Here is a 21,941-nt window from a genome sequence, read left to right as displayed (position 1 = left end):
TCTTTGCCTCCTTCGGGAGGCAATTTTTTTGGAGGGGAAATTTTTGCTCAATTTTACAGCCATAGATTTTGAAACAGCGACCAGATATAAAAATTCGGCGTGCAGTGTAGCTGTTGTAGACATTGAGGATGGAAAAATTGTTGATAAATATTACACGCTGATTCGTCCTCCGCGTATGGAGTTCGATTCATGCAACATAATGATTCATCACATTACGCCTGATATGGTTGAGGATGCCGAGGATTTTTCGGGTATATGGCCTGAGCTTGAAAAGCATCTGTCGGGAAGGGTGGTGCTCGCGCACAATGCACCCTTTGATATGGGGGTGCTGCGTTCATGCCTCCTGACACATAAAATTGATGCACCTGAGTTTATTCAGGGCTGTACGGTCCAGCTTTCGAGGAAGGCATGGCCTGAGCTGATGAATCATAAGCTTGATACAGTAGGGCGATTTTTGAATGTAGATTTCAGGCACCATGACGCGTTGGAGGATGCCCGTGCCTGCGCGGCTATTCCCTTGGCTGCAGCAAAGGCTGTGGGCGCATCTGATATACATGAGCTTTTTTCAGCGTTCAATGTAAAGCTTGCGGAATTTGACCCGAATCCGCATGTAAGCTGGCAGAAAAGAAGACCGTGAGTTCTGCCTGCAGCACGAAAGGTTGTTTTATGTGTCTATTTGCGGTAGAATATTTCTATTAGTGCTTTGCCGCTTTTTTCCTTTCGTGCGGTAAAGAAAAAGGGAGATATGCATGGATAAGCTTATGGAAACAACTCTTTCGATTCTTGCCGGATCGAAGATTACGCTGGAGATTTTTGCAGCGACATTGGCGATGTCACTTCCGCTCGGACTTCTTGCGGCTTTGGCGCGCCTTTCAAAAATCGGAGTTATCAGCCGCCTGACGGAGCTGTATATTTGGATTATGCGCGGTTCTCCGCTGATGCTGCAGCTTTTGTTTGTGTATTTTGCGCTGCCGCTTGTCGGTATCAAATTTGACCCGCTTCCGTCAGCACTTTTGGCTTTCACACTGAATTATGCCGCATATTTCGCTGAGATATTCCGCGCAGGCATTCAGTCTATTGAGCGCGGACAGTACGAGGCAGCGAAGACCTTGGGTATGACGTACATACAGACGATGCGGCGTATTATACTGCCGCAGATGATTCACCGTGTGCTTCCGCCGGTCAGCAATGAGACAATCAACCTTGTTAAGGATACATCTCTTATATATATCCTGGCGATGAATGACCTTCTGCGTGTTGCGCGTACTATCGTGCAGCGTGATTTTGACATGACAGCATTCTTTATTGCCGGTGTATTCTATTTGGCTATGACGGCAGTGCTTACATGGATGTTCAAGAAGCTGGAGGCACATTATGGAAAATACGATTTCTAATGGCGAGCTTATGCTCGAAGTAAAAAATATACATAAAAAGTTTGCTGATGCTGATGTGCTTCACGGTATCAGCTTTACCGTCCGCCGCGGTGAGGTGCTTGTAATAATCGGTCCTTCCGGTTCAGGTAAAAGCACAATGCTGCGCTGCCTCAACCGCCTGGAGGAAATAGATAAGGGTTCGGTTCAGGTTCGCGGTGAATATCTCGCCAAGGAAGTTGACGGCAGTACAGTATACGCTGAAGGCGATGAGCTGAGGCATATTTTGGGTTCAATGGGAATGGTTTTCCAGCAGTTCAATCTGTTTCCACATATGACTGTATTGGAAAATCTGCTTGAAGCACCTATGCAGGTAAAAAAGATGAAACGGGAAGAAATCCTTCCTGTTGCCGAGGAGCTTCTTCGTAAGGTGGGCCTTTACGATAAAAAGGATTCGTATCCTGCACGTCTTTCAGGCGGTCAGCAGCAGCGTGTTGCAATAGCCCGCGCGCTGGCGATGAATCCTGCAATAATGCTTTTCGATGAACCGACATCTGCGCTTGACCCTGAGCTTACGGGAGAGGTTCTCAAGACTATGCGTGAGCTTGCGGCCGAGCATATGACTATGGTAGTTGTGACCCACGAGATGGCTTTTGCCCGTGAGGTCGCAAATCGTGTTATATTTATGGCAGATGGAAATATTGTAGAACAGGGGACACCTGAGGAACTGTTCGGAGCTCCGAAGGAGGAACGTACGAAGGCGTTTCTTAACAATATGCTTTGAGTAAGGAGCAGGAAAAATGATTCTTCGTCTTATTATGATGATGGCTGCTGTCTTTATGATTTTACTGCAGCCGGCATGTGCGGGGGCTAGTGCCTTCGGTGATAAGGTTGCGAATCTCGCTGAAATAAAAAATATCCGTGTCGGAATTACCTCTGAACGCGTGCGCATTGTTGTGGATGCGGATAAGGAGGTAGACTACAGCACGATGGTGCTGTCGAATCCGGGACGTGTTGTGGTTGATTTATCAGGCGCATGGCTAAGTCCCGGTGCTGTGCGCAGCCAGACTATTGACAGTACATTTGCGTCCAAGGTCCGTGCAGCACAGTTTGATAAAACCACGGTGCGGATAGTTATTGAAACGGATGCAAAAAAAGGCGGTTTTGATGTTTTCTCTGTTGAAGGCGGTCCGTCACCGTATCGTGTTGTGATGGACTTTGGAAAGATATCCGCAGGGGAGAAGGCTGAGCCAAAGAAGCCTGCCGCAGAACCCAAAAATGAAGAAGAGTCAGAAGTAAAGACTGGTGAAACGGAGAAAGAGACAGAGCCGGTAAAGGAGAAGGAAACTCCTGCAAAGACTGAGGAGAAAAAGGAAGAAGTTAATATACCTGAGGAGAATCCTGACGAAATCGAAGAGCCTGAATTTTCGGGACTCAAGGGTAAGAAAATATGTATAGACCCTGGACACGGCGGAGAAGACCCGGGAGCTATCGGACCCAGCGGAATAACCGAAAAAAGTATTACGCTGAAAATCGGAAAAGAGGTCAAGCGGCTTTTGGAGGAGGCCGGAGCCAAGGTTATAATGACACGTACTACAGATACAGAGGTATCGCCAAAGCATAAACAGGCGACGGATGTAGATGAGCTGCAGGCACGCTGCGATGTTGCGAACAAGGCAAAGGCGGATGCTTTTGTGTCCATACACATGGACTCCTTTTCCAGCCGCAGTGCCAACGGAACAACGGGCTACTATTATATCAAGGGTTCGGCATCCAGCCGGAGACTTGCCGCGGCAATACAAAAGAATCTTGTAAAACAGATATCGACGGAGAGCCGCGGAGTAAAGACCTGCAATTTTTACGTCGTAAAGCATACGAATATGCCGGCGACACTTATTGAGGTCGCGTTTGTATCAAATCCAAAGGAAGAAAAACGACTGTATTCCGATGCCGGAGCAAAAAAAGCAGCCATAGGAATAGTTCAGGGAATATCGGATTTCTTTGATAAATAACAGGCGGTGAGCATATATCTCCTGCCTTGCGTGACGCGAAGCCGGTGCTGTTGGCAAAACGCCGGAAGAGGAAGTTTTGCCTTTGCAAAACCGGCCTGAATGCGTTATAATAGCGTCGTTTGAGTATATTGAAAGTGGGGATTTTTTCTATGGGTAAGGAAGCAAAAACTCATGCTCTCGAAGAGATGCAGAAGCTTTTGAAGGAAGAAGCTGAAAAGCGCCGTAAGCAGATTATGCGCAGGGATGTGCCGGAGGACCGCACCCTTGCAAATGCGCTTATGACACTGACGCGTCAGGAGCTTGATGATATTCGTTATAACGTAGGTGTTTCAGGCACAAGCAATCTCAATAAGGGAGAGCTGGTTGAAAAGCTGATACCTGCTATAGTTGAGTTTTCAGGTAAATGGTTCGTTTCCATTGTGGACGAGCAGTATCAGGCTTTGCGCCACGTAGTTCAGCATGATGGAATTTCTACAGAGTTCCGCACAGATGAAATACGTCTTGATTATTTCCAGAGCATCGGTGTGCTCATGTCGGGCGCATATAAGGACAAACCGGCTTGGTATATGCCGACGGAAATCATGGAGGAGTTCCAGCGTCTTGACAGCGGCTCCTTTACAAAGGCCGTGAATTGGAACACGGATATGCTCCGCGTTGCGTCCGGTATGCTTTTCTACTACGGCGTGTTGGATTACGACCAGCTTTTTGCAAAGATTAAGCCATATCTTGAGGTCGCGGAGGACACATTTGAATTTGTCGACTTCATGCGTGTCATGTTCAACGGTGCCTGCTGGCAGCATAATGTCGTAACAGCAGAAAAAATCATGTACTATTACACGGTTATGGCACCGGAGGAGCTTTATAAGAGCATTCAGGAAACGGATCTTCCGTATGCAAAGCTTTCTTATACCAAGATATATGATGCAGGTGATGAGAACTACATTGAGGCTACTGATGCCTATAAGACACTTGCGCAGTTCTTCATGAGTGCTTATGAGATGGATGTTCTTCGTGCTGCGAATGTCGTTGGAGAGATCACAATCATCTTCCAGAACGGCGGCAAAATGAAGGATGTTCTCAAATATATAGAAACACTGGGAGCACAGAAGGCCAATGATGAAGAGCATGCTATGGCACCGCTTCTCATTGCGTTCCATAACTCTCTGCGCATGTGGTCGCTGAAGGGACATACTCCTGCCGAGGTGGTTTCGGGCAAGCTTGATACTCCTGAGGACAATGTAGTTTCCTTCTCTGAACACCGTCGCAAAAAAATCGGAAGAAATGATCCATGCCCGTGCGGAAGCGGTAAAAAATACAAGAACTGCTGCCTGCATAAGGATGAAAAATAATTCCTGCTTTAATAAAATAAAAAATGCTTGCTTTTTGAGTCGGCATAGACTATAATAATTCGTGCAGCGCGTGATGTGCTGTTAATTCCATGATAGCTCAGTTGGTAGAGCAATCGGCTGTTAACCGATCGGTCGTAGGTTCGAGTCCTACTCATGGAGCCATGGCGCCATCGTCAAGTGGTTAAGACACCGCCCTTTCACGGCGGGTTCGTGGGTTCAAATCCCGCTGGCGTCACCAGAATTTTCTGCCGCTCCGGTTTGGAGCGGCTTTTTTCTTTATCGTATAGTTGCATTTTTTTAGGGCAGTCTTTACAATAGAAAGGTCAGGGAGGTGACTTCTATGCGGACAGAGGAACGACGAAATAAAGTTTTACAATCCCTTCAAAACAGCAAAGAGCCTTTGACAGGAACTCAGCTGGCGGCGGAATATGGTGTCAGCAGACAGATTATTGTCGGAGACATAAGTATTCTCAGAGCAATGGGAACCCCGATTTATGCTACGCCGAGGGGATATATTTTACCTGAAAAAAAGCAAAGCAAAGGTACCGTGATTGCAACGATAACCTGTCGTCATGATGGCCGTGATATGCGCAGGGAGCTTGAAACTATAGTAGATGAGGGCGCGTGTGTCAGAGATGTCATCGTAGAGCACCCTGTATATGGGGAAATTCACGGGCATCTTATGCTTTCAAGCCGTCATGATATTGATGTCTTTATCGAAAAGATGGAACAGAGCAAGGCAAAACCGCTTCTGGATGTTTCATCCGGCGTTCATCTGCATACGCTTGAGGTACCTGATACGGAGGCACTGAACCGTATTGTTGAAAAGCTTAAAAAGCTTGGGATTCTTGCGGAGGGCGGTCAGGTATGACGGAGGAGTTGCTTCATGCTTTAACCCGCCTGGAAACGTGGATGCGGCAGTATATGAAATCCTGGTATAACGAAGCAGAGGATATACAGCAGGCAATCCGCATGAAGGAAGAGCATACGGCCAGAGTCCGCGGATATGCCCGTGAGCTTTCCGAACATCTTGGCCTTACAGGAGACGATGTGGTTCGGGCGGAGATAATGGGACTTCTGCATGATGTAGGCAGATTCCGTCAGTTTACAGTATACCGTACGTTCAATGATGCCCAGTCAGAGGATCATGCGGCATTGGGGCTGAAAACCATTGCTGCTGAAGGGCTTATAAGCAATCTGCCTGAGAAAGACCGGGAGCTTATAAAATTTGCCATTTGGAATCATAATAAGAAAGAAATAGAGGCTGCTCCGGACAAAACGTCTCTTATGTACGCAAAAATATTACGCGATGCTGACAAGCTGGATATTTACCATGTTCTTGAACCGTTTCTGCATCCGTCAGACGGTTCAGGCGTCAGCCCTGATTTTGTTGACAGGTTTGTCGCAGGTGAGCAGTGTGATTATACTATGATACGCACTATGGACGATCGCAAGCTTGTTCGTCTTATGTGGGTATATGACATAAATTACGCGTGGACAATGCAGCGCGTGCTTGAGCGGGGCTATGTTGACAAAATTGTCAGCTGTCTTCCGAAGGGCAGTGCCGGCATTGATGAAGGTGTCAGGAAACTGCGCCTGTATGTAAAAGAAAAATGTGCTTCTGTCGATAAGGCCGAGTGACGGACAGAGGCAGTTTGTAAGAAATGAAAATGTGAGCAGGAGGTAATCAAGCATGCTTGAGAAAGAAAACATTGGCTCAAATTTTGTAGAGAATGCAATCAATGAAGACTTGAAAAATGAAAAATACACCGAGGGAATTCATACACGTTTCCCGCCTGAGCCGAATGGATATCTCCATATCGGACATGCAAAATCAATTTGCCTGAACTTTGGATTGGCACGTAATTTTACAGGAAAATGCAATCTGCGTTTTGATGACACGAATCCGACCAAGGAAGACACGGAATATGTTGACTCCATTCAGGAGGATGTTAAATGGCTGGGCTTCAAGTGGGATGAACAGCATTATGCTTCTGATTATTTCCAGCGTCTTTATGACTTCGCAGTAGAGCTTATCAAGCGCGGAAAGGCCTTTGTCTGTGACTTGTCCTCCGATGAAATCCGCGAATACCGTGGAACGCTTACGGAGCCCGGCAAGGAAAGTCCGTACCGCAACCGCACTGTTGAAGAAAATCTTGACCTTTTTCAGCGCATGAAGGCAGGAGAGTTTCCTGACGGCTCTCATGTTCTCCGCGCAAAAATTGACATGGCTTCGCCAAACATAACGATGCGCGATCCTGTACTTTATCGTATTGCCCATGCAGAGCATCATCGTACAGGAAACGAGTGGTGCATCTATCCTATGTATGATTTTGCGCATCCTTTGTCTGATGCTATTGAGGGGATTACACATTCGGTATGTACTCTTGAGTTTGAGGAGCATCGTCCGCTTTATGACTGGCTTCTTGAGTCCCTGGGCTTTGAGGTTGGCAAACGTCCCCGTCAGATTGAGTTTGCACGTCTTAATCTTACAAATACTGTCATGAGCAAGCGTAAGCTTCGTCAGCTTGTAGAGGGCGGCTATGTAAGCGGTTGGGATGACCCGCGTATGCCGACTATATCGGGACTTCGACGCAGAGGCTATACGCCGGCAGCACTTCGTGATTTCTGTGAGCGAATCGGCGTAGCAAAGAGCAACAGTCTCGTTGACGTTGCTATGCTTGAGCATTGCGTCCGTGAGGACCTTAATGAGCAGGCTGACCGTGTAATGGCTGTACTTGAGCCTTTGAAGGTAGTTATTACCAATTATCCTGAAGGTCAGACAGAATACCTTGAGGCAGAGAATCATCCGACACGCGGAGGACACCGTTTTGTTCCGTTCTCCCGTGAGATTTATATTGAGAGAGAAGACTTCGAGGAAAATCCGCCGAAAAAATTCTTCCGTCTGAAACCGGACGGAGAGGTACGTCTGAAGCACGCATACATAATAAAATGCGAAGAAGTTATCAAGGATGCAGATGGCAATATTGTGGAGCTTCACTGCACCTATGACCCTGAGTCCAAGACAGGCGGCGCAACGGCAGGACGCAAGGTCAAGGGAACCCTGCACTGGGTAGATGCAAAATCAGCTCTGCAGGCAGAGGTTCGTCTTTATGACTATCTGCTTTTGACGGACGAGAACGGAAATACGCCTGATGATTTCCTTTCGGCGCTTAACCCGAATTCACTTCGTGTTATCAAGGATGCTATGGTAGAACCGAGCCTCAAGCATATCGCTGAAGGCACCAGATATCAGTTCCTTCGCAAGGGCTACTTCTGCGTAGACAAGGATACGACTCCTGAGCATCTTGTTTTCAACGAGGTTGTAGGTCTTCGTGATACATGGGCAAAAGTAAAGAAGGATTAACATGAGTAAAATACCAAAAAACTTATCCGACAAGGATATGCTCAAAAACTTTGTAGAAGAGCCTACGCTTGAATCCATGTTCATGGAGGCAGGCGAAAAGATGGAAAAGAAGGCAGCAAAACGCGCCGCCGATGAGCACCCCGGTAAGGATATACGTATTGCTTACCTGACACAGGATGTCATCGACAAAATCGGCAAGCTGCTGCTTGAGCTTAAAGTCGACCTCTACAAAGAGGGAATTGTCGATTACCGTATGAACGTACATCGTGAAGGGAAAAATATTATTCTTTCACCCGTTGAACATAAGAATAAGTAACCGTACATAAGAGGGGGAGCCGGAATGGAGAAATATACTCCGCATGAAATAGAAAAGAAATGGCAGACAAAGTGGGAAGAAGAAAAGACGTATAAAACGGAATATGACCCTGCGCTTCCGAAGTATTATGCTTTGGAAATGTTCCCGTATCCTTCGGGAAATCTGCACATGGGACACGTCCGCAACTATTCTATCGGCGATGTTATGGCCCGCTACAAACGTATGGAGGGCTTTAACGTTATTCATCCGATGGGCTTTGATGCCTTCGGTATGCCTGCTGAAAATGCTGCCATCAAGCATGGTGTACGTCCGTCTGACTGGACATATTCAAATATTGAAAATATGATTCGTCAGCAGCGTGAAATGGGCCTCTCCTATGACTGGGACCGCGAGGTGGAAACCTGCCGTCCTGAGTATTATCGTTGGACACAGTGGCTGTTTGAGCTTTTCTATAAGCGTGGACTTGCTTATAAAAAAGAGGCATCGGTCAACTGGTGTGATACCTGCGGCACAGTTCTTGCAAATGAGCAGGTTATTGACGGAAAATGCTGGCGCTGCGATGATGAGGTTCATAAAAAAGACCTTTCTCAGTGGTTCCTCAAGATTACGGATTACGCTGATGAGCTTTTGAAGGATCTTGACCTTCTGAAGGGCTGGCCTGAGCGCGTCAAGACAATGCAGGAGAACTGGATTGGACGCAGCGAAGGTCTGGAATTCCAGATGGAGGTTCCTGAGCTTGGTGAAAAATTTGCTGTATATACGACACGTCCGGATACGGCATACGGAATCACGTTTGTAGCGCTTGCCGCAGAGCATCCGCTGGTTGACAAGATTATCGAAAACAACCCGAAGGCAGAAGAAATCAAGGCATTCTGCGAGAAGGTCCGTAACGAATCCGAGATGGAGCGTACCTCCAGTGAATCCGAAAAAGAGGGTATCTTCACGGGTATTTACGCAGTAAGCCCATTCACGGGAGATAAAGTACAGCTCTGGATTACGAACTATGTACTTGCTGATTACGGAACAGGCGCGGTCATGGCTGTACCGTCAGGAGACCAGCGTGACTGGATGTTCGCAAAGAAATACAATCTTCCGATTATCCTCACGCTTCAGCCGAAGGACCGCGAGCTCAAGCTTGAGGAAATGACTGAAGCTTATGTTGAAAAAGAAGGTGTCCTCGTCAACTCCGGCAAGTTCACAGGCATGGAAATGCACGAGGCACAGAAGGCAATCATTGACGAGGCTGAAAAACAGGGCTTCGGCGAGCGCAAGGTAAACTACCGTCTCCGCGACTGGCTCATCTCCCGTCAGCGCTACTGGGGTGCTCCGATTCCTATCATCCACTGTGAGCACTGCGGCCCTGTTCTCGTTCCGGAGGAGGACCTTCCTGTTCGTCTCCCGGAGAATGTAAAATTCGAGCAGGGTTCTGTTTCTCCGCTGGCACAGTGTGAGGAATTTGTAAACTGCACCTGTCCGAAGTGCGGCGCTCCTGCAAAGCGCGAGACAGATACCATGGATACGTTCATCTGCTCCTCATGGTACTATCTCCGTTATACGGACCCGAAAAACACGGAAATGCCTTTTGCAAAGGATAAAGTAAACTACTGGGCACCTGTTGACCAGTATATCGGCGGTATCGAGCATGCAATTCTGCATCTGCTCTATTCCAGATTCTTCACAAAGGTTATTCGTGATGCTGGACTCGTAGACTTTGATGAACCCTTCAAGAATCTTCTCACACAGGGCATGGTCATAAAAGACGGCTCCAAGATGAGTAAGTCCAAGGGCAACGTAGTATCTCCTGAGGAGATTATCGCTAAATACGGCGCAGACACAGCCCGTCTGTTCATTCTGTTCGCTGCGCCTCCTGAACGTGACCTGGAGTGGAGCGATCAGGGTGTTGAAGGCGCGTTCCGCTTCCTCGGACGCGTATGGCGTATTGTACAGCAGTTTGAGGGAGCTGTTAAGGGTGCTTCCGATACCTATGATGTATCGAAGCTCACGAAGGAAGAAAAAGACCTTCGCCGTATCCTTCATGTAACCATTGATAAAGTAACCGAGGATATCCGTGACCGCTTTACCTTCAATACAGCTATTTCGTCCATCATGGAGCTTGTAAACGCATTCTATGCGTTCTATCCGGAAAACGGCAAGGATGTTCCTGAGCTTAATGCAGGACTTGCCCGTGAGGTCGTACTGAACCTTATCAAGATGCTCGCTCCTTTTGCTCCGCACATTACAGAAGAAATGTGGAGTCAGGTCGTAGGAGAGGGCAGCGTACACGCGCAGAAATGGCCGAAGGCTGATAAATCCGCGCAGGTACAGGATGAAATCGAAATCGTTCTGCAGATTAACGGCAAGGTGCGCGACAAGATTGTCGTAGCCGCTTCCCTTGGAAAAGACGAGATTCAGGAAGCTGCACTGGCTCAGCCGCGTGTTAAGGAACTCATTGAAGGCAAGACTATCGTAAAGGTCATCGCTGTTCCGAAAAAACTTGTAAATATCGTTGTGAAATAATAAAAAAGGACGCTGTACAGTGAAAGCTGTGCAGCGTCCTTTTTGCTGTGAGTCAGGCATGGGCGCACTCTAATTGATGAAAGTTCTTTGAAATATTTGGAAAATATGAAATTTTTGGAAGGATATCGGGAAAAATAGTAGAATAATAACAAAGTGTGAGGACTTTTGTGTGGTATGGAGGGGTATAGATGAATGTTGACATAGAATTTTTTGACGAAGACCCGATGAGTAACATTCTTTCGTGTACGAAATTTTCCTTTTCCAAAGTGATTTTCCTGGGCTATGTCGAGGAGGACATGGACAGGGTGGCTACAAGCACCGTTGCGGCTTTTTTGAAATCCCCGGAAATCGGAGTTGAGGAGATAGAATTTGTTGCAGTTCCTGAGGGACGGCTGGATGACATTGAAAAGAAGCTGACCGAAATCGTTGTACGGGAAAAAGAGGCCGGCAATCAATGTTATTTCGATTTGACCGGAGGCGAGGAACTGGTACTTGCTGCTGCGGGAGTGGTGGCAGACCAGGAGAATATCCCAATGCACGAGATTGATTTGGCGGAGGATAAGGTCAGGATACAGGCTATGCCTGAGTGCTATGAGACACTTCCTAAGCGGAACTACAGGCTCAATATCGAGGAATACCTGAATCTGCATGAGGGCGTTATTGAGCTGGGAATGCATAAAAAGATAAACACTGATCTAAATCAAAAGGTAGAAAAAGAACGGTTATTCGAACTGAAAAAATTTACAGACAGATTGGAACTTCGGTGGAATGGGATTTCTACAGGCATAGCATATTATTGCAGCAGATGGCAAGGCGTTTTCTTAAAAGACAGAGCGATAATGGCTCAAGCGGCAAGAGTTGCACACATGAAACTTAATAAGTTTTTGGAAAAATTGGAGACGATGCGTGATGAAGGAATCCTTGAAGATTTTATCTACAATGAGCGAATGATTCGCATCCAGTTTTACAGTGAAATGGAACGGGAACTCCTTTGCAATCCAGGGGCAATTCTCGAACATGCAGTTTACTGGAAAATCATGGAGGACCCTGAGGTTAATGATTGTGTAATAGGATATCATATTAATTGGGTTGGAGACGGAGATCCGATGTCTGTTTATAAACCTGGACCGGATGTCGTGAATGAGGTAGACGTTATCTTTATGAAGAAGAATATCCCTACCTTTGTTTCTTGTAAAAATTTTATTGTGTCGAATAATCACCCTCTTTATGAATTAGAAACCATAGCGGATAGGTTTGGAGGGGCTCTGGTGCGTAAAGTGCTGGTCACCAGGGGCGGAGTTAGTGAAAACGTTGCAAATAGAGCACGGGAAATGGGCATAATCGTAAAGGACGCGCTTTGAGGGGAGTAGGATAGAATGGGGCAGGGCGAAAATAAAATGGCATACAGCTATCACAACTTTATCTTTCCGTTCATCTGGCAGTTGAATAAAGAAAAATTTGACGACATTAGAAATTTTTTTAAGAATAACGGAGTGTGGGTAGATGATGATTTAATTGAAAATGAGTGGTCGCAAATAAAAACAAGTAATCACAGTATTAGGGCAGATGGATTAAATGTTAATAAATTGAAATATGCTACATACCAATATTTCAAGCCTGCAGTTCGTGATGCTATCTTTGGTGGACATAATACGGATAATCAAAAGGAAATAGTACAGAGCTTTTCATTTAATCCGATTAAAGAGAAAAACGCGAGATACATTATAAAAAAGAATGATAATGAATATAACCTTAAATTAGCTGATATAAAGCTGAGACTATATAATACCGGCGTAGGATTATTAGTTTTCGTATGTGAAAACTTTCAATGTAAACATTTGGATGACATAAAGTGTATAAATGAATATGGCAGACATATTACCTTGCCGTTCATACCGGATGATGCAAATAATTCGATTTTTGTAGACTCTATCCGAGTAAAATTGGATCAAAAGGAAGATGAAACAGAGGAAAATTTTAGAGCAAATATAGAAGCATTCAATAAAAGTGAAGGCGAAGAAGGAAAAAATAATCCCAATCCTAATCATATTGCTGATTTTATAAAGAAGATATTGAATTACGCAGCAGAAGCAGATAAAAAAACATGGACTTTTACGACAAATAAGGAGAATAAAAATCAAAAAGGTTATTGGTATATTGAACCTGCTCTTGATGACCGCATGTTTGTTATGTGTGTCGTAAATGAAGATTATCAGATATTCTTTAATACCGGCGGGCGTTGTTCGCCGTTTGAGTACATAAATGCTCTTGGATTAGGGAGAGTGTGTTCTGAGGAAAAATGTCCTGATTATGAAAATTTTGAGAAATCCCTGTATGAATTTATTTTTTGCGATCCTCCAGAAGGCTGTTCCTGTTCATTTAGGCCAATGCGGCAGCAGCTTATAAAAGACCATGTGTATTATAGGTGGATAAGTCAGGCGTATGGAACATTTTACTCTGTTGCGGCCCAGGCATTTACCTGTGTTACAAATTGGGATGTGGGTATAAACTATTTTCGCACGGAATATTATGAAATGGTTTGTCTGGTACTGGCTCAAAGGGCATCCATCAGAGCCATGCAAAACGAAGCTTCTGAGCTATCTGTACAGATGGATAAGGATGACCAGCGTAAGGAGATTGCTAACCTGCAGGAGAAGCTGATCATGTTTCAGAATCAGATCAACCACTACGAGGTTTCCTCGCAGGAGCAGGCTATTGAGCTATACGACATGATACGTGAAATCTTCCTTGTCAATAAATATACAGGGATGCTGCAGGAGCAGCTGGACGGGCTGTACAATGTAGCAAATATCCGGCAAAATGTCAAATTCAGCAAAATGGGCTGGTTCATAGCAGTTGTTGCTCTCTTTTTTGCGTTGCCGTCCTTTATCAATGATTTTGCTGCATTCCCTGAAGAGTGGAAGATGGGAGATAATTCTCTCGTGGAATATCTGTCTATCTCTGAGAAGTATTGGATAGGGATAATCGTAGGGAAATTTGTACTGTTATTTTTAGTGATTGCAATAGCAATATGGAACTATAAAAAGAAATAGAGGGGAGAAAGTAAAATGGAGTTTACGGGATGCAAGCTTGAGTTCAAACTAAATCCACAGTCTCCGCTGATACATTTTCAGCCTGATGAAGCAGGCGCAACGGTCAGGGCGACTGAGCTAAAACCTAAGCTGGATAAGTTTCTGATTGAAAAATTTAAGAGGAAAAACATACAGTATAAAGCTTGGGTGTCAAAAGAAAATGACAATACTAAGGCTGAAGCCCTGGACTACAAGGTAAGGATAAGTGCAGGTGCTACATTATACAAGGTAGCTGTGGGAATCTCTTATAGTAAGAAAAAAAATACGACAGAGTCATATTCCATCTACTATGGAAACATGGGAGATGATACTATCCCAAAGGCCGGAATTATTTCATATCCTATTGTGACCATTATATGTTTTAAAAGCGGACTGCGGGAACAAATTGTAAGGTACATACATGAGTTCTTTTATGTTACGAACTTCGGTACAATGCAGAATAAGGGCTTCGGCGGTTTTCTTATTGATGGGGATACTCCATCGGAGGAAAAGCTGATTAAAGCATTTAGAAGCAAAGGCGCAAAGGGAATATATCGGATGGATTTCAAAGGGGCTCCAATCAGTCTGGGAGGAGCTGAACCGAACTATGCCATATCCATAAAAATGTTCGAAAATATAAAACGATTTTACAGTGTTATGAAGTCGGGACAAAATTTTAGTGGATTTGGCAGGGGCTATGCAAGGTCGTATCTTTTTAAATATATGCACGAAAACTTTGAAATTGATAATGAAAAGGCGTGGATGAAGGAAAAAGGAATATCGCCGAATGTTGAAATAAACCATACTAGAGATGTATATCAGGAAAATCCAAGGCCGAGGTATGTGAGAGCATTATTTGGGAAGGGGGACAAAGTTGATTACTTTAAAAACCGGAATTTAAGAAAGGATGAAAAAGTTTCGATTGAGATAAAATCAAATACAAAATCTATTGAACGTATACCATCTGTAATTCAATTTAAGGTTATAGGTAGATATATATATATTTTAGGCATGAAGGTGCCTGAAATCCTGTACGATAAAGAGTTTGTTTTCGATGGATATACAAAAGACAACAAGCTGAGAACTCCGTCACATCAAGACTTTGAGAAAACAGCTGGAGAATTCCCAATGAAGGATTTTCTTGATAAATATGTTGATTACTATAACGGACAATGTAGAAATGACTTGAATGATATGAGGAGATACGAAAAGGTGGTGAAGTGTGAATGATATATCATATAGGACTTACCAATGGACCGATTCTTGAAGTCCTGCAGGAGGCAGGCAGTCCGGCGGCACTCTGGTTTGCCAGTGCGTTCTTTTCGGATTTTACCGCCAGACTCTGTCACTCCTTTAAAGAAAAATACGGAACGGGTGTGGATATTCTTTCACCGTATTATGAAGAAACCGGGGAAGATTATATCAGCGACGGTGTGGGAAAATATCATGACCGTGTGATTATGACGCTTCAATCGGACAAAACTAAGGATGAGCTGAGTGCGGAAATAAAAGAGCTTATCCGCGCTGTGAAACGGGAAACGATAGAAAATTTCCCAAAAGAAGAGCATGGAAATGAGGGTGCAGCTCATTTTTTGGAAAAGTATATTCAGAGTCATTTTGTTCTCATCCCTGAGGACGTATGGGAAAACATCAAAAAAGAAAATGTCTTGCTCACTCTGTCACCATATCTGGACAAGCTGGAGCTTATGCGGACAATGCCGGATGATGACAGTGGGAATCTGTTCAATCACTTCCTTCCGGGACAGGGCAGTAAACAAAATCCGAGGCTGAAAAATTCGGGACTGTTCAAAAGAGTTTCATCAGCAAATAATCAGCTATATATTAAATCTGCTGCAGAACCAGAGGAAGAAAACGAGAACGAGACAAAACCTGATTCTGAATCAGCTGAAGTAAAAAGTATCCGAAGCATTGAGGATATTGCCGGAAGCAAACGCAACGACAACGGACTGAAAAAATACCACTATTATGCTGTTGTACAGGCAGACGGAGACCGTGTTGGCAAGCTGTTGGAGAAAATCAATGAAAACAAGGATGTCAAAGATTTTTCCCACAAATGCATCGACCATGCAGCAGCGGCCGCGAAAATGGTAGGTGGATTTGGCGGTATGACAATTTACGCAGGCGGAGAAGACTTACTATTTTTGGCACCGGTGGAAAATGCTGAAGGTAAGACAGTCTTCGAGCTGTGCGAGGAATTGGACGAAATGTTCAAGGAAGCGATGAACAAGGAAAGTACAACTCCGGATAACGAAAAAACATCCCTGTCCTTTGGCATAGCGATACAGCATAAGAAGTTCCCGCTTTATGAGGCATTGCAAAAGGCAGCTTATTTATTGTTCTGTGAGGCAAAGCAGGGGCCAAAAAATTATATGGCAGTGGAGCTGCAAAAACACAGCGGACAGACGCTGGGACTTCGTATTCCGGTACCTGCACATAAGGTCTTGCGTGAAAAATATTCAGAGGCTAAAAAGAAGCTTGAAGAATGTAAAAGCGGTAAAAATATCGAGACCGTTGGAAACAGCGTGATTCAGACGTTGTCTTTAAACAGTCGAATCCTTGCTGCTTTGGATAAAGCGGTAAAAGAAAGAATCAGTCGGAATGAAGATGCACGCCAACAGCTTTTGGACGGCTGGCATAATTTCCAGGATAATGCAGGGCAGGCGCAGCTGGCATCATATTATGAAGCCGTTGGAAATCTCTATTATGACTGTTTCCTTGAGCACGGTAATCAGATAAACGTACTGGACGATATGGCTGCTGCAGGAGAGGATAATGACCTTATAGCTCTTCTGGCGTATCTGAAGCTCAATAAATTCCTGATTGAACAGGCAGGGGAGGAGGCATAAAATGGGAACCTATTTAGCAATCATGACACCGGAAGCACCATATACCTTCTCTACCGACCAAAAAAGTAAATATGCAAATGCAAAGGACGGCTCGACAGGAAAAGAATCGTATTACATTACATCGAACCTTTTTCCTGAGCAGACGACACTATGGGGAATGATGCGTCTTTTGCTCTTGGAGCAGGCGGGGAAGGTTAAATCTGATTTTAACTATGATGGGGATGAACTTGAAAAGATTAAGAACCTTATAGGAGAGGAAAGCTTTAAATTTGAAAGCCCCAAAGAACAGGATTTTGGTAAATTGAAGAGCATATCGCCGGTATTCCTTTGCGAGACCGGTAAGGGAGGGGAAATTCAGTATATCGTCAAAAATCCCATGTGCAATACAAGTAAAGAGTGCTTTGAAGCGCTGGCTATGGAAAAAACAGACGTATGCACGGATTTCGGAACTATCTCAATGCCTGTTGAATTTGATGCAAAAGAAGGGGCTGCAGGGGGATATGTGAACCTGCATGCAAATAAGTGCTACAGTGATGATGACCTGTTCATATCCATTGTGCAGGCAGGCAATCAAAAAAATGAAAATGGAAAGCTGAAGAAAAAAGACCGTAATGACGGAGCCTTTTTCAGACGTGTCCGTTATATGCTTAAAAACGAGGGAACTACCGTAAGAAGTTTTGGCTTTTTTGTGGATGTTGAGGATGATGTGAAGCTTTCGAGTGATCTCGTTACTGTCGGAGCGGGAAAGAATGTATTCTCTATACGCTTTGAGAAAAAAGAAAAAGGAGAAGACCTGACAGAGCAGCTCAAAGAGTGGGGAAAAACGGAAAAGAATCGGTGGGGGTATGCACTCTCCGACATTGTAGTGCGTGGGCTTCCGGAATACACCGACTTTACCATTGTTTCCATGCGTACAATGCGTAACCTGGAAACGAAATCCTACAGAGAAAAACACAGCTATCATGAACGTTTTTCGAGGCGAAAGGACAGAATTCTCCTGATAGAGCGCGGCAGCGTGTTCTTTGGGGACTCTTTTAAGCCTGCAGAAGACAAAAATCTGGAAAAACTCGGATATAATCAGATTATACCAATCGGAGGGGAAGACAAATGAAAGCTATTCTAGTTAAAATGCAGTGCCTCACCAATATGCATGTGGGCAATGGAGATATAAACTACAACATCATTGATAACGAGGTTGAGCGTGACCCGGTTACAGGGATGCCAACAATAAATTCCTCAGGAGTAAAAGGTGCGCTTCGTCAGTATTTCGGTGAGAATGGAAATGAAAACGTGAGCAAATGGTTTGGCGATGAAAAAGAAAAGATCGAAGGCACACTGAAAATACTACCGGCAGACATGATGGCAATGCCCCTCCGTGCATCCAAAGGAAAGAAAGCCTTTTATCTTGTGGCATCAGAGTCCTCTGTTAACAGATTTGAACAGCTTTTGAAAAGCTTCGACGTAAAAGAAACCTTCGCGGGAGAGGATTATACGGATACCGGCGAGGTGATGGTAGAAGGAATGCAGGTTAATAAGACGGAAACAGTCGCAGGCGATAAGGTTTACAAGCTGGAGGATGATAAATTTAGGAGAGTAGAGCTTCCTGTCATGGCGAGAAACTGTCTTGAAAACGGAATAAGTAAAAACCTTTGGTATGAGGAGGTTGTTCCACATCATACCACCTTTGTATTTCCTGTTGTGGTGCAAAATAATGAGAAAGATACTCTGAAAAGCTTCAAGGCTGCCATAGACGGACAGATTGTCCAGTTCGGCGGCAACGCGTCAATCGGCTATGGACTTTGCCTGCTAACTGCGGTAGGGGAGGTATAAGACATGAACAAAAACATCATCAATGATGAGATTGAACAGGCATACACCCTGCTGGCAAAACATGAGGTAGCAAAGGGAGGAATTATAAAGAAAACCTTCCGTGGACAGATATCCTCTTTCGGCGCTGCAATCGTCATGGGAAACCTTTTGGCGGCAATTGCATATTTCTCGGAAAAGGGCGGTGCCGCAGTTGAACGTCAGAGACTGATGGATATCATATACGATATCATCAGGAGCCGTCATACGAACGAAGACATGCCGCCTGACCTCTTTTCCTATGCAAACAGGAAAAAGAAGAAAGGGGTGTCTGAGGAAAGCAGCTGTAAGGAGGAAATCCTTAATGCAGCTATAGCAGTCAAGCTTGCAATGAATCTTTATAAGCTTGAAAAGGAGGAAGACCATGCTATCTCCTAATATGAACTATCTGTATAACGTGGAGTATTTCGATGGACTTGAATCATCCGGAGAAGGGTTCGGCGTCAGCGGGATGTCGATGAAGGAGCGGACGCGTAAAATCGTAGAGTTTCCGTTCGAAGCAGATACATCTCTCGGCGCACTCGAAAAAGCGAAGGGGATACAAAGCTTCGAGCTTTACACCGCATATCCCGGACTCATGATTGGAACGGGAGCCATGCATGATATTGATATGGAAGAAGCTTTGAAAAACGGTTTCACCTTTGACTATGTAACCGGACTTCCGTATCTGCCCGGCTCATCATTGAAAGGAATACTGCGAAGCTTTTTTCCGCAAAAGGAGAAGGATGAGGAAAAGAAGGAATACATCCGCTCTTACCTTTCAAATAAAGAGACAGACATTAAAGCCTTTATGCAATGGATATTCGGAGATGAAAAACCGGGGAATATAAACTTCATAGGTGCGTTCCCCAAAATAGACGGCCAGGCAAAGAGGCTTTTGGCGATGGAATACATAACGCCCCACGCAAGCGAGTTTCTTAATCCCATTCCCATCAGCATGCTGAAAATCAAGCCGGGAGTTAAGTTCAGATTTGTCTTTATATGTAAGGATTACAAGGTCGGAGACAGGGTAATCGTGTCCGCTGAGGAAATGACAAAGCTGTTTAAGAGTATCATCCTTGACATGGGCATAGGAGCAAAGACGAATGTCGGCTTCGGCGTTATGAGCGAACAAATGCCGAAGGAGAATAAGACCTGCAACAGTACGGGCTCAGGACAGGCGCAGAGCAATATAGGAAATACTTCGACCTCAACGACAGGGGATGTTATAACCTGCAAGGTCTGCAAGCGAAATTATCAGCGTGTGTTTCATGGGGAGATTATGACTGAGTGTCCATATTGTAAAAACAAGAAAGGGAAAAAAAGTGGCGGAGGAAAACCTGTTCAAAAACGAAGATAAAGCGCTGTATCTTTTCGTGGACGCAGAGACGAACGGATTATACGGCACATTTCTATCCGTTGCCATGATTCTCACGGACAGCGAAGGCAATAAACTTGAGTCATGCTATATAGGAAGAAAAGAGCCGGAAAAGCTCGTGACAAACAGCTGGGTTCGTGAAAACGTCCTTCCCTACATGGGAACGTACGAGGAATATGACGACGAAGAAAGTCTTTTGGAGCGGGCGTGGAGCTTTTGGAAAAAGCATGCGGAGAACACTTATGTCATAACAGACATCATGCATCCCATTGAGAGCTGTCTGTTTTCACGATGTGTTATCAGTGATAAAGCTTCAAGAGAATTTCAGGGGCCGTTTCCTATGCTTGACCTTTCATCTATGTTATATGCCATAGGGATAGACCCGCTGAAAGCGCGCGAGGAGCTGGCGGAGCCTGAGGAAAAGGGAAGAATCCACAATGCCCTGTATGATGCGGCGATGACGCTGGCGGTGTGGAAAAAATACATTCTTCACGGACAGAGGGAGCGGTAAATAGGAAACAATGGATATCGGAAGAATCATATATAAAATGCAGGCTGTGAAAGCAGGAAGCGTACCGGAGTTCAACGGGAAGCTGATTCATGGAGCGGTTTTTCATATACTGAAAAGCCATTCCGCCGAACTTGCGGATACCCTGCACGATGAAACGAGGCAAAAGCCATTTACAGTGAGTCCTCTTCGGCTGTTTGGAGGTTCCCGGAAGGATAAGCGAAACTGGCAGATTCGTGTGGCGGAAGGGCAGGAAGCGGAAATATGTATCACGGCGTTTTCCGAGGCTCTGCTGGACGTATTCCTGGCGCAGCCCATAGGAGAAACTATTGCAATCGGGAGAACTGAGTTCAGACTTCGGGAGATATGCCAAACGCCTGAGCAGCATTACGAGGCAATTCTTTTGAAAAAGGAAGAATTTATGGAGAGCATGCCGCCCAAAGGGCCGGAGCTTGTTACATTAAGGTTCGATACACCGACCACATTCCGTATAGAACATAGCGACTATCCATTCCCTGAGCCGAAACTGGTATGGAGTTCACTGGCTATGAAATGGAATCAGGCTGACATGCCTGAGCCTGTAGAGTTTGACACATGCAGAGCGCTTTCCGAGCAGGTAGTGCCGTGGAAGTGGAAAGGGGAAACGGTGCGGCTGAAGCTGAACAACGCCATCGCAGTGACAGGATTTAAAGGGACGTTTACCTATTCGCTTTACAACCTCTCCGAGGAACAAAGAAGACTGTTTTACAGACTGGCATGCTTTGCCGAGTTTGCAGGAGTAGGCCGCCTGACCGCACAGGGTATGGGGCAGACGCGGCTTGCGTGAACGGCATAGATAAACGCATGCGCAGATGAAAAATCTGTCTGCATTACTCAAAATGAATATTTGCAAAAGACTCGTCCTGTGATGAGTCTTTTCTTTTTTGTGATAAATAATGAATGTAAAATAATTTATTCATAAACCTCGTTTTTTTCTACATGAAAAATTTTTTTATGCTGCAATACGATACACGATAAAAAGGGAACGAAGATTACAATAGAGAGAAGAGCGCTCGGCGTGCAGCCGGGCGCTTTTGAATAGAAAAATATGTGTAGAAGGATTTCTTGACAAAAATGGAGAATTACGATAATCTGTCCACAGATGGAAAACCTTTCGAAAGCTGCGGAATCCGCATATCTTCGTTGAGGTTTTCCAAAATGAAAGAAAAACGCGAAAAGCCTTATGGGGAAAGGCATAGAAGCCTGTGCTCCAATGAATTTTGGAACACATTTTCGCGGAGAAAACCTGAAAAGTACAATTTTTTCGATAGGTTTTCCAAATCCCGGTTTTCAGGGCAGTGT

General features: G+C 44.9%; 21 protein-coding genes and 2 tRNA genes. All 23 read left to right on the top strand.

The features are described 5' to 3' along the window. The first annotated feature begins 43 nt into the window (after positions 1-43). Entirely contained in the window at positions 44-637 is a 594-nt protein-coding gene (locus BUA83_RS05710; protein WP_072935420.1) for a 3'-5' exonuclease, read from the top strand. Between the two features lie 112 nt (positions 638-749). Then, entirely contained in the window at positions 750-1,394 is a 645-nt protein-coding gene (locus BUA83_RS05705; RefSeq protein WP_072935238.1) for an amino acid ABC transporter permease, read from the top strand. After that, positions 1,375-2,154, top strand: a complete 780-nt coding sequence (locus tag BUA83_RS05700; RefSeq protein WP_072935237.1) for an amino acid ABC transporter ATP-binding protein — start codon at positions 1,375-1,377, stop codon at positions 2,152-2,154. Before BUA83_RS05705 ends, BUA83_RS05700 begins: the two co-directional genes overlap by 20 nt. Before the next feature lie 16 nt (positions 2,155-2,170). Next, positions 2,171-3,382: an N-acetylmuramoyl-L-alanine amidase gene (locus BUA83_RS05695; protein WP_234988277.1), complete on the top strand. Its 1,212-nt coding sequence runs from the start codon at positions 2,171-2,173 to the stop codon at positions 3,380-3,382. 149 nt (positions 3,383-3,531) lie between these two features. Beyond that, the gene (locus BUA83_RS05690; RefSeq protein ID WP_072935236.1) at positions 3,532-4,731 is read left to right on the top strand and encodes an SEC-C metal-binding domain-containing protein; all 1,200 of its coding nucleotides are present in this window, start codon (positions 3,532-3,534) and stop codon (positions 4,729-4,731) included. Between the two features lie 86 nt (positions 4,732-4,817). Continuing rightward, positions 4,818-4,893 (top strand) — tRNA-Asn (locus BUA83_RS05685). Position 4,894: 1 nt separating this feature from the next. Further along, positions 4,895-4,969 (top strand) — tRNA-Glu (locus BUA83_RS05680). 102 nt (positions 4,970-5,071) lie between these two features. After that, positions 5,072-5,602, top strand: a complete 531-nt coding sequence (locus tag BUA83_RS05675) for a transcription repressor NadR (RefSeq protein WP_072935235.1) — start codon at positions 5,072-5,074, stop codon at positions 5,600-5,602. Next, a complete protein-coding gene (locus BUA83_RS05670) occupies positions 5,599-6,372 on the top strand; it encodes an HD domain-containing protein (protein WP_072935234.1) in 774 nt (257 codons plus the stop codon). Before BUA83_RS05675 ends, BUA83_RS05670 begins: the two co-directional genes overlap by 4 nt. A 52-nt stretch (positions 6,373-6,424) precedes the next feature. Next, the gene (locus tag BUA83_RS05665; RefSeq protein ID WP_072935233.1) at positions 6,425-8,098 is read left to right on the top strand and encodes a glutamine--tRNA ligase/YqeY domain fusion protein; all 1,674 of its coding nucleotides are present in this window, start codon (positions 6,425-6,427) and stop codon (positions 8,096-8,098) included. A gap of 1 nt (position 8,099) precedes the next feature. Next, the gene (locus BUA83_RS05660; RefSeq protein ID WP_072935232.1) at positions 8,100-8,414 is read left to right on the top strand and encodes a hypothetical protein; all 315 of its coding nucleotides are present in this window, start codon (positions 8,100-8,102) and stop codon (positions 8,412-8,414) included. A gap of 24 nt (positions 8,415-8,438) precedes the next feature. Then, entirely contained in the window at positions 8,439-10,931 is a 2,493-nt protein-coding gene (gene leuS / locus BUA83_RS05655; protein WP_072935231.1) for a leucine--tRNA ligase, read from the top strand. 188 nt (positions 10,932-11,119) lie between these two features. Next, a complete protein-coding gene (locus BUA83_RS05650; RefSeq protein WP_072935230.1) occupies positions 11,120-12,292 on the top strand; it encodes a Card1-like endonuclease domain-containing protein in 1,173 nt (390 codons plus the stop codon). Between the two features lie 15 nt (positions 12,293-12,307). Further along, the gene (locus BUA83_RS05645; RefSeq protein ID WP_072935229.1) at positions 12,308-13,984 is read left to right on the top strand and encodes a magnesium transporter CorA family protein; all 1,677 of its coding nucleotides are present in this window, start codon (positions 12,308-12,310) and stop codon (positions 13,982-13,984) included. A 15-nt stretch (positions 13,985-13,999) separates the two neighbouring features. Then, the gene (locus BUA83_RS05640) at positions 14,000-15,232 is read left to right on the top strand and encodes a hypothetical protein (RefSeq protein ID WP_072935228.1); all 1,233 of its coding nucleotides are present in this window, start codon (positions 14,000-14,002) and stop codon (positions 15,230-15,232) included. Further along, on the top strand, positions 15,229-16,869 hold the full coding sequence (gene cas10 / locus BUA83_RS05635; RefSeq protein WP_072935227.1) for a type III-B CRISPR-associated protein Cas10/Cmr2: 1,641 nt from the start codon (positions 15,229-15,231) through the stop codon (positions 16,867-16,869). Before BUA83_RS05640 ends, cas10 begins: the two co-directional genes overlap by 4 nt. Position 16,870: 1 nt before the next feature. Further along, positions 16,871-17,980, top strand: a complete 1,110-nt coding sequence (locus tag BUA83_RS05630; protein ID WP_072935226.1) for a hypothetical protein — start codon at positions 16,871-16,873, stop codon at positions 17,978-17,980. Then, positions 17,977-18,699: an RAMP superfamily CRISPR-associated protein gene (locus tag BUA83_RS05625; RefSeq protein WP_072935225.1), complete on the top strand. Its 723-nt coding sequence runs from the start codon at positions 17,977-17,979 to the stop codon at positions 18,697-18,699. Before BUA83_RS05630 ends, BUA83_RS05625 begins: the two co-directional genes overlap by 4 nt. A 3-nt stretch (positions 18,700-18,702) precedes the next feature. Next, entirely contained in the window at positions 18,703-19,113 is a 411-nt protein-coding gene (locus tag BUA83_RS05620; protein ID WP_072935224.1) for a type III-B CRISPR module-associated protein Cmr5, read from the top strand. Next, the gene (gene cmr6, locus BUA83_RS05615) at positions 19,100-20,074 is read left to right on the top strand and encodes a type III-B CRISPR module RAMP protein Cmr6 (RefSeq protein ID WP_094756492.1); all 975 of its coding nucleotides are present in this window, start codon (positions 19,100-19,102) and stop codon (positions 20,072-20,074) included. The genes BUA83_RS05620 and cmr6 overlap by 14 nt, the downstream gene beginning before the upstream one ends. Next, positions 20,040-20,603 (top strand): hypothetical protein, encoded by a 564-nt coding sequence (locus BUA83_RS05610; protein WP_072935222.1) that lies wholly within the window; start codon positions 20,040-20,042, stop codon positions 20,601-20,603. Before cmr6 ends, BUA83_RS05610 begins: the two co-directional genes overlap by 35 nt. Before the next feature lie 10 nt (positions 20,604-20,613). Beyond that, positions 20,614-21,426 (top strand): CRISPR-associated endoribonuclease Cas6, encoded by an 813-nt coding sequence (cas6, locus tag BUA83_RS05605; protein ID WP_072935221.1) that lies wholly within the window; start codon positions 20,614-20,616, stop codon positions 21,424-21,426. 287 nt (positions 21,427-21,713) lie between these two features. Beyond that, a partial coding sequence (locus BUA83_RS12815; protein ID WP_234988275.1) for a hypothetical protein occupies positions 21,714-21,941 on the top strand: 228 nt, incomplete at its 3' end.

Origin of the sequence: Schwartzia succinivorans DSM 10502, assembly GCF_900129225.1 — a bacterium.
Lineage (GTDB): Bacteria > Bacillota > Negativicutes > Selenomonadales > Selenomonadaceae > Schwartzia > Schwartzia succinivorans.
Note: the sequence above shows the minus strand (reverse complement) of the source record. Positions and strands in the feature narration are given on the sequence as shown.

Excerpts from the sequence above, each read along its gene's own strand:
- cas6 (WP_072935221.1), top strand. The coding sequence starts at position 20,614 with ATGGATATCGGAAGAATCATATATAAAATGCAGGCTGTGAAAGCAGGA.
- BUA83_RS05675 (WP_072935235.1), top strand. The coding sequence starts at position 5,072 with ATGCGGACAGAGGAACGACGAAATAAAGTTTTACAATCCCTTCAAAAC.
- BUA83_RS05645 (WP_072935229.1), top strand. The coding sequence starts at position 12,308 with ATGGGGCAGGGCGAAAATAAAATGGCATACAGCTATCACAACTTTATC.
- cas10 (WP_072935227.1), top strand. The coding sequence starts at position 15,229 with ATGATATATCATATAGGACTTACCAATGGACCGATTCTTGAAGTCCTG.
- BUA83_RS05700 (WP_072935237.1), top strand. The coding sequence starts at position 1,375 with ATGGAAAATACGATTTCTAATGGCGAGCTTATGCTCGAAGTAAAAAAT.
- BUA83_RS05695 (WP_234988277.1), top strand. The coding sequence starts at position 2,171 with ATGATTCTTCGTCTTATTATGATGATGGCTGCTGTCTTTATGATTTTA.
- BUA83_RS05630 (WP_072935226.1), top strand. The coding sequence starts at position 16,871 with ATGGGAACCTATTTAGCAATCATGACACCGGAAGCACCATATACCTTC.
- BUA83_RS05620 (WP_072935224.1), top strand. The coding sequence starts at position 18,703 with ATGAACAAAAACATCATCAATGATGAGATTGAACAGGCATACACCCTG.
- BUA83_RS05705 (WP_072935238.1), top strand. The coding sequence starts at position 750 with ATGGATAAGCTTATGGAAACAACTCTTTCGATTCTTGCCGGATCGAAG.
- BUA83_RS05625 (WP_072935225.1), top strand. The coding sequence starts at position 17,977 with ATGAAAGCTATTCTAGTTAAAATGCAGTGCCTCACCAATATGCATGTG.
- BUA83_RS05660 (WP_072935232.1), top strand. The coding sequence starts at position 8,100 with ATGAGTAAAATACCAAAAAACTTATCCGACAAGGATATGCTCAAAAAC.
- BUA83_RS05650 (WP_072935230.1), top strand. The coding sequence starts at position 11,120 with ATGAATGTTGACATAGAATTTTTTGACGAAGACCCGATGAGTAACATT.
- cmr6 (WP_094756492.1), top strand. The coding sequence starts at position 19,100 with ATGCTATCTCCTAATATGAACTATCTGTATAACGTGGAGTATTTCGAT.
- BUA83_RS05690 (WP_072935236.1), top strand. The coding sequence starts at position 3,532 with ATGGGTAAGGAAGCAAAAACTCATGCTCTCGAAGAGATGCAGAAGCTT.
- BUA83_RS05670 (WP_072935234.1), top strand. The coding sequence starts at position 5,599 with ATGACGGAGGAGTTGCTTCATGCTTTAACCCGCCTGGAAACGTGGATG.
- BUA83_RS05665 (WP_072935233.1), top strand. The coding sequence starts at position 6,425 with ATGCTTGAGAAAGAAAACATTGGCTCAAATTTTGTAGAGAATGCAATC.
- leuS (WP_072935231.1), top strand. The coding sequence starts at position 8,439 with ATGGAGAAATATACTCCGCATGAAATAGAAAAGAAATGGCAGACAAAG.
- BUA83_RS05640 (WP_072935228.1), top strand. The coding sequence starts at position 14,000 with ATGGAGTTTACGGGATGCAAGCTTGAGTTCAAACTAAATCCACAGTCT.